Origin of the sequence: Plastoroseomonas hellenica (genome assembly GCF_018129085.1) — a bacterium.
Lineage (GTDB): Bacteria > Pseudomonadota > Alphaproteobacteria > Acetobacterales > Acetobacteraceae > Plastoroseomonas > Plastoroseomonas hellenica.
The window spans coordinates 1-10,240 of sequence record NZ_JAAGBB010000101.1 but is presented as its reverse complement, the minus strand read 5'-3'; the positions used below and the strand labels follow the sequence as shown (position 1 = coordinate 10,240).

Here is a 10,240-nt window from a genome sequence, read left to right as displayed (position 1 = left end):
GCCGCCGCGGCGCGCGCCGCATCGCCCCGCTGCAGCGCGTCGCGCGCGGCGAACAGCGCGTCGATCACCGGCTGCGGCGGCGCATCGGGCGCGATGCCGATGGCCGCACGCCATTCCGGCCGCGCCTGCTGGAAGGCCATCGGGACGATGGGTGAGAATTCGCGCCAGCGCTGATTGGCGATGAGGTCGACCGCGAGGTATTCGGCCTGGGCGATGGCGAGCGCCGCCTCGGCCGGGTGCTGCGCGAGGGTCGCGGGCGTGGCGAAGGCATAGGCGGTGTTGGCGATCGCGCCGCGGCCCGGATCGCCGAAACCGATTGTCTCGGGCAGCGTGGCCTCGGGTGGCGGGGCTGTGCAGGCGGCGATCGACACCACGAGAAGCGCCGCCCAGATGCGCATGATCATCGCCGCCCTCCCGCCGGTCAGATCGTCCCGGCCGCCCGGGATGACATGTTGTTCCTGCCACGCATCTGCAAAGGGCGGGCGATCGCACGGGGCCGGCGTGTCAGCCGCCGGAGGACTGGTCTTCCGCCCCGCTCTTCACGATATGGCGGATGAAGCCGAGCAGGGCCCGCCGTTCCGGCAGGTCCAGCACCGGCCAGATGCGCAGCAACTCCGCCAGCTCCGCATCCTGCCAGGCGCCGGCGGGACGGGAGCCGTCGCCGGCGGGTTCGAGGGGTGGGAATGCATCACGCTTGGCCATGCCGCATTGGGACATGTCAATTCGGCGGCGGAAAGGGGCAGCAATCCGTGACGTGCCGGCGCGGGCGCGCCGACGATCACGTTTTCTGGCGCACCCGCCTCAAATCATCACGCTAGAGATCCTTGCGGACCACCCGGATGGGCGAGGTGAGCTTGCTGCCGTCCCGGGCGCGCCAAAGGCGGAGCGGCTGCCCATCCAGATGGATGTCGACGCCGCCCGGCGCCAGCGGCACCAGCGCGTCCAGGCGCCGATAGGCTCGCGTGCCCTTGCCCCAGCCCATGGCGTCGCAGAGCCGCGATGCAGTGAGCTGCCCGTCTTCGCCCAGCACCCGCGCGATCTTCAGGAGCATCGCCGTCGCTTCCGGATCCTGCGCGGCGCGGGTGGTTGGCGTCGGTGGTGGGGCGACGACACAGCTCGTCACCGGCTTGCCGCGCGGGTTCTCGCCGAGGGTCACGGTGTGCAGCGCGAAGTCGAAGGCATCGCCCTTGCGCAGGTCGCGCTGCTTCACGACCGTCGCGGTCTTGGCGTCACCGGTTTCGGCGGCCACCACCTCGATCTCGGTATCGATCGCGGCGCGCAGGCTGCTGTGCCCGCGGGCGCCCCTGGCGCGGTCCTTGCCGCTGTGGTGGATGAACATCAGGGCGCTGCCGGTCGCCGTGCGCACCGCGTCCATGTTCTTCACGAGCGCACCCATATCCTCCGACGCGTTCTCGTTGCCGCCGGCGAGGGCGCGCGCCAGGGTGTCGATCACCACGAGCTTCACCGGCATCTCCAGCACCGCCGCGACGTCCCGGATCGCGGCGATCAGCCGCGGCGTATCGGCGTCCGGGTGGAGCAGGTCGAGATTCGATGGGATCGCGGCGAAGGGGATGCGCGCATCCTCGAAGCCGTGGTGCCGGCGCCAGGCGGCGATGCGGTTGTGGAAGCCGATGCCGCCTTCCAGCACGCAGTAGACGACAGCACCCTGCGCGACATGGCGACCATTCCAGGCACGCCCGGCCGCGACATGCAGCGCAAGGTCGGTCGCCCAGAAGGTCTTGCCGGCATTGCTCTCGCCATAGATGACGGCGGAGCCGCCCTCGGTCAGCAGATCCTCGACGAAGTCGCGGGCATCGAGCCGCGCCTCGATCCGATCGAAATAGAGGACCGGCAGCGGCCGGATCTCGGCGTCCGCCACCGGCCTTGGCCCGATGCGGGGAAAGAGGATGGGGCCGGACCGGCGCGCGGCCGCGAAGGCGGCACCGAAGCCATCGTCATCGGCGGAGGACATGCGTCACTCCCGCGAGGCGGGCGCAACGCCATACCGCCTGGCCGATCCGGCACTGCCACATGATGGCGCCGAGGGTCACGATGTCCTCCCCCGCCGGTCCGCCGGCGGCATGGCGCCAGGCGCCGGAGACGGTGTCGAACCAGACCGCCGTGGCCGGGGCGTTGTCGCGCGCCAGCAACAGCACCGGATGCGCGGCGAGGCTGCGGTTGAAGGAGGTGGCCTCCGTCCGCCGGTCACGCGCGAAGAGCGCTGCCTGCGCGTCGCCGTGCAGGTGGCGCACGCGGTCACGCGCGGCGCGGCCCAGGCGTGCATAGGCATCGTCGAAGGCGATGATGCCGCCACGCGGCATCGGGCCGGCGAAGCGCTCGAAGCCCATGCGTTCCAGCACCATCGCGACCGTGCCGCGCCGCATCGCGTGCTCGGAGATCAGCGCCAGGTCCAGGCCGGGCAGCGGCGTGATGGGCGCGCTGTCGGCATGATCATGTCCGGCGTCAGGCATCGTCCCGGTCTGCATTTGGCGGCGGTGGATCGGGCCAGAGCTCGTCCTGACCGATCTCCTCCGGCAGGTCGCGCGCGATATCCGCGGGTGGCGGCGGGTCCGCCGCGTCCGGGATGTAAGCGACGGCGCAATGCGCGGCGCAGTAGGGCCGCTCGGCCAGCGTTGGCGCGCCGCAGAAGCGGAAATCCTCGGTGCGCGGCTCGCCATGCGGCCATTGGCAGGTCAGATGGCGGACCGGCGCCACCGGGCCGCGGTTGGTCAGCGCCGGCAGCGTGAGCCGGCCCGCCTTGATCCGCTGGTATTCGGAGGAGCGGAGGCGCTGGAGCAGCGAGTGGTGTACCGGCCAGGGCCAGAGGCCCGTCATCTTGTTCATGGCCGGGCCCTCCGGGCGGCGGCCGACGCGGCGCCGGGCGGGAGGGCGTGGCACCTGCCGGGGCGGCGGGTGAGGGCGTCCTGGGCGAGGGGGGCGTGCTGCATGCCGGCATTCTATGTGCATGAATGCATCTGCACAATAGCATTTTTGCACAAGGACGCACGGCCAGCACATATGCAAGTTTGCTCATATGAGTGAGCAGCAGAAGGTGGTGCGGGACCTGGTCCAGCAGATGCTGGCCGAGACGGGGCTGACGCTGACGGAGCTCGCGCGCCGCGCCGGCGTCTCCTCCACCACGCTCACCCGCTTCATGAACAAGGACGTGAAGCACACGCTGTCGATGAGCACGCTCGGCAAGCTCTCGGTAGCCTCGGGCGTCAGCGTGCCGATGGGCATGGCGCTGCCCGGGGCGGCGGCGGCTGCGACGGCGCGGCCGCCGGCCGAGACCCTGGCGATCCCGAAGCGCGGCGAGATGCCGCAGGACCTGCCGGTCTACGGCACTGCGCAGGGTGCTAACGGGGAAGGGGCCTTTGTCATCAACATGGGTGGCCAGGTCGACCGCATCCGCCGCCCACCGGGCCTGATGGCGAACCGCGACGCCTTCGCGATCTATGTCGAAGGCGACAGCATGGAGCCGCGTTTCGAGCCTGGGGAGACGGTGGTCGTGGACCCCAACCGGCCGGTGCGGCCGGGTGACGACGTGGTGCTGCTGGTCGAGAGCCCGGAGCCCGGCCAGCCGCCCAAGGCCTATATCAAGCGCCTGGTCCGGCGTGGCGCCGAGCGGATCCTGGTGAAGCAGTACAACCCGCCGCGCGAGATGGAATTCCCGACCGCCGCGGTGAAGAAGATCTTCCGGGTCATGCGGGTGGGCGAGCTGCTGGGGTGACGGGCGCGACGGTGCCGATCGCCCGCCGCGTCAATCCGCCGCGTCTTCGCCGTGCTACCGCCGATCGGCGCCGAGCTGGTCCGACAGCAAGCGGGAGACGCACTGCTCCTTGCGTGCGTCCCGTGCGTTGCGGGCGACCGCAAGGCAATAGACCGGCACCGCAATCAGGGCGAAAGCGCCGAACAGCCCCAGCGACCACAGATCGAACATACTGCTGTCTCCCGCGAGCTACCCGCGACATGGATCTCATAATGCACGCATGAGATGCATAGCACACGTGATGGGTGTGCCGCTATCGCTCTGCCGACACGAGGGGGTGGCCTGCGCTCAAGCAATTTGCGTTGATATTGCATATGCAGTAATGCATAAAGCTTCCGCCACAAGGAAGCCCGCATGCCGAAACCCCGCAAGCTCGAGCAGCTCCGTACCTGCCGCGACCACCAGCTCCGCGTCGCGCGGCTGCACGCCGCCGACGGCCAGCGCGCCATGGCTGCCGATTGCGTGCGGCGGGCCCGTGCCTATGGCCGCGCCATCCTGGCGCTGAAGCGTGCCGGCGGCGCCTGATGCGGGCGCCCTGCGCCTTCGAGGCGGCGGCGCGGAATTATCTCTCCCTCTGCGATGCCCCGCCGGCGGCGCCGAGCCTGGCGCAGGCAGTCCGTGCCCTCGGTCGCCACATCCCCTGCGCCACGCTCTATGCCGACCAGGCCGGACGCTGCAAGGTGCTGGCGGCCTGGTGCCGCGGCGGCGGCGGTGTCGCGGACTTGCTCTATGCCGAGCGCCACGCCGCCTGGGGCGTCTGGTGGCGCAGGATGGAGCAGGCCCAGCGCTTTGCCGCGGCCGCTGTCAGGATGGGGGCGACCGGCGTGCCCGCCGATCACATCGCGCCGGACAGCTCGAGCCGCAGCCGGTCCAACCCTTCCTCGGTGCCGCGGATGCGCTCCGCCGGATCCTGATGGCCATCGAGGAAGGCGACCTGCTCGGTGAAGACCATGCGGGTGCCGGCACCGTCGGGTTCGAACAGGACGGTGACCAGCGATGCGGAGAGCCGTGTGTCGCCCTTCCGCATGCTGTAGGCGTAGAGGATCCGCACATCCTCGACGATGTCGAGGAAGCGGGCCTCGACGACGTAATCGGCGCCATCCGGCATCGCGACCCGGCTCGTCTCGGCGCCACCGACCCGGAAATCCAGCCGATGCTCGGTGCCGGCGTGGCAGGCGGACCAGCGGCGCTTGGCCTCGGGTTCCGACCATGCCCGGAACACGGCGGTGGGCGGCGCGGCCAGGCCGCGCGTGACGACGAAGCTCGTATGGGTGACCGATCGCTGCATCATGGCCGCTCCTTCGCGGCGGCCGGTTGGCCGGCCTGCTCTGCGAGATATTGCTCTAGCCGGTCGAAGTCGCGGTTCAGCCGCGCCTTGCGTTCGGCGACCCAGGCTTCGATCGCGCCGAGCGCCTGCGGCGCCATGCGGTAGGTCCGTACCCGTCCGGCCTTCTCGGACAGGACGATGCCGGCCCCCTCGAGCACCGCCAGGTGCTTCAGCACCGAGGGCAGGGCCATCGCCAGCGGCCGCGCCAGCTCCGTCACCGAGGCCGGCCCGCCGGCCAGCCGGTCCACCATGCCGCGCCGGCTCGCATCGGCCAGCGCATGGAACACCCGGTCGAGCGTCTGGCTGTGCCGGACCGGCTCCATGTCAGCGCGCCTCCTTATCCGCGGCCAGGAAGCGCGCGGGAATCATGGTCGCGAAGGGGAACATCGGGAAATACGGCCGCGCGCCCTCGATCACGCGCCGGACGGAGGGGCGCTCGACCAGCCGGTCGAAATAGGCGGCGAGATGGGGATGCGCCGGCGGGAAGGGCTCCACGATGCCGGCATAGAACAGCGCCGGCGCCGCGGCGCAGTCCGCCAGGCTGAAGCCATCACCGGCCGCCCATCGCCGATCCGCCATCTGCCGCTCGAGCATCGCATAGGCAGTGCGGAGGGTGGCCCGCGCCTCGGCGACGCCACGCCGGTCCTGCTCATCCTCCGGGCGCAGGCGATCGGTGACGATCTTCTGCATCGGCGCCTGGACATGGAGATCGTGGAAGCGGTCCCAGAGCCGCGCCTCCAGCCGCGCCGCGGGGTCCTCGGGGAGGAGCGGCCGCGCGCCCGGATGATGCTGCTCGAGATACTCGATGATGATCGTCGTCTCGGGAATGGTCCGGTCCCGGGCCTCGTCGCGCAGGATCGGGATCTTGCCGAGCGGCCAGATGTCGAGGAACCGGGCGCTGTCCCCCGCGTCCATGAGGTCGACGAGCCGCGGCTCGAAGGCGGTGCCGTTCTCGTGGAGCGCGATCAGCACCTTCTGGCAGAAGGACGCCAGCGGATGGAGGTAGAGGACGAGCGCCATAGGAGCCTCCCGCAGCACGCGACCGGAGCGCTGCGGTGCGGCATGGTTTCCCTTCTGGCTAACTATAGGATGGCGCGGCCAGGGGCAAGGAAAGCGTTCCGGCCCCTGTCGCGGCCTGTCATGTCACAGTCCCTGACCGCAGAGGGGAGGGGCCGGATTGGCTGGCGGCGGCCCGACTCCATGGCGGTCCGCGTCATCGCCGGCCGAGGCCGAAGTTGGGATGGATCGGGCGTGCAGGCGCGCGGATATGCGTCCTCCGAGGGTCTTCCTGGGTATCCTGCGCGTCACGGTGGTGTACTCATGTCAATATTCGAGCAGCGCGGGCATTCTGGCGGTCGATCCGGCCGATCCGCACCATTTGGCCGCCCCGGCCTGTCGATTGGTCTGGACCGCGACGGGAACGCATCGCGATATGTGCCTTGCTGGCAGCAGAGGCGCTCGATGGGCCCTAGGGTCTTCACGATCATTCCGGTCTATCGCGGCAGCGGGGAATTCACCTATCTCCTGGTCGAGAGCGACGAGGAAGGGACGGTCGATCAGTCGCTGACCCTGACATTCGATACGCTGGACGAAGCCGAGACCGCCAAGAAGGCGCTGGAGCAGGTCGACAGCGCCAAGGACGCGGCCCGGCGCGTCGGACCGGCCAACGAGCGCTAAGAGACCGTTTGGGAATGCCGGCGGGTCGGCCCGGCGGGTCTTTTCCGCCCCTGCCGCGCCGGCTTCCTTGCCGATGCCACCAGCATCGGCTGTGTCAGCCGACACGCCAGGGACGAAAATCCCTCGCCAGCCCTCCGCCGCCGCCATTCCCAAATGGTCTCTGACGCCTGCGCTGCGGGCCGACAGGCGTCATCCATCAGGCGTGCCGGTCACCAACAGACGCAGGCCGAGCAGGATCATCGCCGTGCCGGCGACGTGCTGCTGCCAGAGGACGACCCCTGGCCGCCGCGCGAGCCAGCCACCGACCGCACCGGCGGCGAGCGCCGTCACGCCGAGCACTGCGAGGCCGGTGAGTTTCTGCGTCGCGCCCAGCAGCAGGAGCTGCAGCCCGACCGAAGCCCGTGCCGGATCCACGAATTGCGGCAGGAAGGCGAGCATGAAGAGCAGCGGCTGCGGGTTGGTGAGGTTGGCGGCCAGGCCGTCCCGCAGCGCCGCCAGGGCCGAGGGCCGTGCCGGCGTCCCGGCTGCGGCGACGGCACCAACGCCGGCCGCGCGCAGCAGCCGCAGGCCGAGCCAGATCAGCCAGGCCGCGCCGGCCCAGCGCAGCAGCGCGAAGCCGAGAGGCGAGGCGCGCAGCAGCGATGCGATGCCGAGTGCGAGCAGGGGAAGCTGGATGGCGCCGGCGGCGAGCGTCGTGCCGAGCACGGTCCAGAGCGCGACCCTGCGACCCTCGCCGATGCCGCGGCTGATGACGAGCGCGGTCTCCGGCCCAGGCAGCAGTTGCATCGCGAGCACGGCGGCCAGAAAAGCGGCATAGGTCGCGGCGTCCGGCACGGCGGCGCTTCTTCCCTTGTCCGGCAGGCAAACCGATGGCCGAGCCTCCGGTTTGTCCGGGCCGACGGCGTCCGGTTCAGTCCTGCGTGATAGCGCCGACGAGGAGCGCCGCGCCGGCAAAGCCCGCGGCGCCGGCGACGCAGAGCGCGACCTCCGGCCCGCTCGCCGCCATCGCGACCGGCGCCGCCAGCGCCGCCAGGGCGCGGCTGGAGGTGAGGCGGCCGATCACCGTGCCCGCCGCATCCGCGCCGAAGGTATCGGCGACGAAGGGCGACAGCAGCCCGACGAAGCCGCCATTCACGACGCCGAAGACCAGCGCGAAGCCCGGCAGCCATCCGATGCCGCCGGTCGCCCAGAGCAGCATCGCCCCGCCGGTGCCGGCGCAGCAGGCAATGAAGCTGCCGCGCCGCCCGATGCCGTCGGCCAGCGCGCCGAGCAGGATGCGGCTGATGACGGAGGTGATGCCGATCAGCGTCAGCAGCCCCATCGCCTCTCGCAGGCCGAGGCCGCCATCGAGCGCGAAGGGCACCAGATGCGCGAAGGGCAGCGCGATCGGCACCGAGACCAGCAGCACGCCCCACCACGCCATCGCGAAGGCACGCCGGCGCCGCGGGCCGGCGCGGAGCTCGGTCGCCTGCCGGTCATGGACCGGTGCCGGGCGGTTCTCGAGCAGCGCGGCACCGGCAAGGCCGACCGCCAGCACCAGGCCAGCGGAGAGCAGGAAGGCGACGCGCCAATCGCCGAACGCCGACATCACCTCGACCGTCGGCGCGATCAGCACGGTGCCGACGCCGATGCCGGAGGAGGCGAGGCCGGAGGCGATGCCGCGCCGGCGCGTGAAGTGGCGCTGCACCGCGGCCATCGCCGGCACGTTGATGAAGCCGAGTCCGGTGCCGAGCAGCAGCCCGGCGTGGACCCAGAGTGCCGCGGCCGATTCCGCGGTGGAGGCGAGGGCAAGGCCGAGGGCGACGAGGACGATGCCGAGGGAGGCGGGCCAGCGCGCACCGGCGCGATCGGCGATCGGTCCGGAGAGCAGGCTGACGATGTAGGTGGTGGCGCCCGAGAGCGCCACGACGACGCTGACCGCGAGGCGGGAGAGGCCGAGCTCGGCCTGGATCGGCACCGCGAAGGCGGCGAAGGAATAGGCGGCGCCGAAGCCCATCATCAGCGTCAGGAAGGCGCCGGCCACGCTGCGGATGCCGGGCGAGGCGATGTCGCGCACCACCGCCCGTCCCAGCCGGAGCGGCGGGGGCGCAGTCCTGACCGACATGCGGTGTTCCTCGATCACCAGGGCCGCACCCCTCCGTCCCGCGCCCGCGCGGCGGGAGGAGGCCATGTCGGATGCCGTCGGGCATCCTCCGACCGGGGGAGGCGGTGCGGTCCGCCTCGGCACGGCCCGGCGGGCTTGGCTGCCGCGCGGCGCGACCAGCGGGGGCACCGTCTCGTCTGGCAAATGCGCGCTCCTTCGCCTGATGGCGGCGCGCAGTGCGGCACGCCGGGGCGGAGGCTAGGGGCGGCGGGTGGATGCGGCGGTGACGCCGGTCACGTCGCCGGCACGGCATTGGAAGGAATGCGGGGCGACGCCGGGTCTTTCGGCCGATCCGTCGCTAAGCGCCGGACACCCGCTCGCGCGGGGTCAGCGCGCGGATCATCTGGATCACCGCCTGCTGCTGCGCCTCGTCCTCGATCTGGGAGAAGCTCTGCACCAGCTCCTGCACCAGCGGGTGATGGGCGGACCAATGCACTTCCCAGCGCTCCAGCCCTTCGTAGAACCAGGCAACCGGGGTGCGCAGGCTGCGGGCGATCTCATAGAGGCGGCCGGCGGCGATGCGGTTCTCCGCCGTCTCGTATTTCTGCAGCTGCTGATAGCTGACCCCGATCAGCGCCGCGAGGTCGGCCTGGGACAGGCCCATCACGAGCCGGCGCTCCCGCAGGCGAGCCGCGATGTGCTGATCCACGGGGTTTCCGTCCATTGCCGGTCGCCCGACCCGCCTGCCGTCTTTCACCCAGAGTCCTCGCGTACCGACAGGCGAGTCATATCGACGGCAACTCTAGCAAAGCGTGAACCATGCCACCCGTCGTGCGGGTAATTTTCGGTTAGAAACAGGGTGATGGCGGGTGTGCTGCTAGCAATACGAGAAGATCTTGTTAACCGACAGGCAAGGGATTCCGCATCCGCACAACCTTCGCGGGCTGATTTGGCGCGCATTCGCAATTTCTGGCTGCTTTCCGTTAACCTTTGCGTGGTATCACGTTATCGAGAGCAACCAAGGTTGCCGAATGTCGATGGCTTGCGAGGGGTGCAGCCCGTCGTGCCGATAGCGTTCGGAAAGTAAGGGAAACGACTTTCAGCCTGATACCAAGCCTCTATGAATACATGGTCCCTGTAGGTCCAGTATTGGTCCACTGATCGATGCGTATTGCGTGTGTTCGCGTGAATGATTTAGCGAAGGTCCGGTGAGTTTATTTTTTAAAGTCGGCGTCCTGTCTTTGGTTTGTCACTTTAGTCCCAACAATCCCTCGGTCGTCGTGGAGAGCAAGATGCGCGCACTGGTTGTCGAGCGGGATCCGATGAACGTCATCGGAAAGGTGCGGGCCCTGCAGCTCGCGACCATCACCGTGGATACCGCCAA

The 10,240-nt window shown here is 70.1% G+C and carries 16 protein-coding genes; 4 read left to right on the top strand and 12 right to left on the bottom strand.

The features are described 5' to 3' along the window. From GXW71_RS33695 to GXW71_RS33675, 5 genes are all read right to left on the bottom strand, one after another. Positions 1-404, bottom strand: a 404-nt coding sequence (locus GXW71_RS33695) for a hypothetical protein (RefSeq protein ID WP_211858324.1), incomplete at its 3' end; no start/stop codon positions are given. Between the two features lie 100 nt (positions 405-504). Continuing rightward, entirely contained in the window at positions 505-702 is a 198-nt protein-coding gene (locus GXW71_RS33690) for a hypothetical protein (RefSeq protein WP_211858322.1), read from the bottom strand. Positions 703-814: 112 nt separating this feature from the next. Next, positions 815-1,972, bottom strand: a complete 1,158-nt coding sequence (locus GXW71_RS33685; protein WP_211858321.1) for a helicase RepA family protein — start codon at positions 1,970-1,972, stop codon at positions 815-817. Next, positions 1,956-2,471 (bottom strand): hypothetical protein, encoded by a 516-nt coding sequence (locus GXW71_RS33680; protein ID WP_211858319.1) that lies wholly within the window; start codon positions 2,469-2,471, stop codon positions 1,956-1,958. The genes GXW71_RS33685 and GXW71_RS33680 overlap by 17 nt, the downstream gene beginning before the upstream one ends. Further along, entirely contained in the window at positions 2,464-2,844 is a 381-nt protein-coding gene (locus GXW71_RS33675) for a GcrA family cell cycle regulator (RefSeq protein WP_246527138.1), read from the bottom strand. Before GXW71_RS33675 ends, GXW71_RS33680 begins: the two co-directional genes overlap by 8 nt. Positions 2,845-3,034: 190 nt before the next feature. Here GXW71_RS33675 and GXW71_RS33670 point away from each other — a divergent pair, with 190 nt between their 5' ends. Continuing rightward, positions 3,035-3,730, top strand: a complete 696-nt coding sequence (locus GXW71_RS33670) for a S24 family peptidase (RefSeq protein WP_211858315.1) — start codon at positions 3,035-3,037, stop codon at positions 3,728-3,730. Between the two features lie 54 nt (positions 3,731-3,784). On the opposite strand, the gene GXW71_RS33665 is transcribed toward GXW71_RS33670, so the two are convergent. Beyond that, positions 3,785-3,940, bottom strand: a complete 156-nt coding sequence (locus tag GXW71_RS33665; RefSeq protein WP_211858313.1) for a hypothetical protein — start codon at positions 3,938-3,940, stop codon at positions 3,785-3,787. A 183-nt stretch (positions 3,941-4,123) separates the two neighbouring features. Here GXW71_RS33665 and GXW71_RS33660 point away from each other — a divergent pair, with 183 nt between their 5' ends. Beyond that, the gene (locus tag GXW71_RS33660; protein WP_211858311.1) at positions 4,124-4,294 is read left to right on the top strand and encodes a hypothetical protein; all 171 of its coding nucleotides are present in this window, start codon (positions 4,124-4,126) and stop codon (positions 4,292-4,294) included. Then, complete coding sequence (locus GXW71_RS33655) at positions 4,294-4,683, top strand: hypothetical protein (RefSeq protein WP_211858309.1); 390 nt, start codon at positions 4,294-4,296, stop codon at positions 4,681-4,683. The genes GXW71_RS33660 and GXW71_RS33655 overlap by 1 nt, the downstream gene beginning before the upstream one ends. Here GXW71_RS33655 and GXW71_RS33650 read toward each other — a convergent pair. From GXW71_RS33650 to GXW71_RS33640, 3 genes are read right to left on the bottom strand one after another with little or no spacing between them, the layout of a single operon-like run. Then, positions 4,605-5,060, bottom strand: coding sequence for an SRPBCC family protein (locus GXW71_RS33650; protein WP_211858307.1), 456 nt, complete (start codon positions 5,058-5,060; stop codon positions 4,605-4,607). The two genes, GXW71_RS33655 and GXW71_RS33650, sit on opposite strands and share 79 nt — an antisense overlap. Continuing rightward, entirely contained in the window at positions 5,057-5,419 is a 363-nt protein-coding gene (locus GXW71_RS33645) for an ArsR/SmtB family transcription factor (RefSeq protein ID WP_211858305.1), read from the bottom strand. Before GXW71_RS33645 ends, GXW71_RS33650 begins: the two co-directional genes overlap by 4 nt. Position 5,420: 1 nt before the next feature. After that, complete coding sequence (locus GXW71_RS33640) at positions 5,421-6,116, bottom strand: glutathione S-transferase family protein (protein ID WP_211858303.1); 696 nt, start codon at positions 6,114-6,116, stop codon at positions 5,421-5,423. A gap of 441 nt (positions 6,117-6,557) precedes the next feature. Here GXW71_RS33640 and GXW71_RS33635 point away from each other — a divergent pair, with 441 nt between their 5' ends. Beyond that, positions 6,558-6,773 carry a hypothetical protein gene (locus GXW71_RS33635; RefSeq protein WP_211858301.1) on the top strand — a complete coding sequence of 72 codons (216 nt, stop codon included), beginning with the start codon at positions 6,558-6,560 and terminating at the stop codon, positions 6,771-6,773. Positions 6,774-6,962: 189 nt separating this feature from the next. On the opposite strand, the gene GXW71_RS33630 is transcribed toward GXW71_RS33635, so the two are convergent. From GXW71_RS33630 to GXW71_RS33620, 3 genes are all read right to left on the bottom strand, one after another. After that, complete coding sequence (locus GXW71_RS33630) at positions 6,963-7,607, bottom strand: LysE family translocator (protein ID WP_211858299.1); 645 nt, start codon at positions 7,605-7,607, stop codon at positions 6,963-6,965. Positions 7,608-7,683: 76 nt separating this feature from the next. Beyond that, positions 7,684-8,877: an MFS transporter gene (locus GXW71_RS33625; protein WP_211858297.1), complete on the bottom strand. Its 1,194-nt coding sequence runs from the start codon at positions 8,875-8,877 to the stop codon at positions 7,684-7,686. Positions 8,878-9,214: 337 nt separating this feature from the next. After that, positions 9,215-9,565, bottom strand: a complete 351-nt coding sequence (locus GXW71_RS33620) for a helix-turn-helix domain-containing protein (RefSeq protein ID WP_211858295.1) — start codon at positions 9,563-9,565, stop codon at positions 9,215-9,217. Positions 9,566-10,240 lie beyond the last annotated feature (675 nt).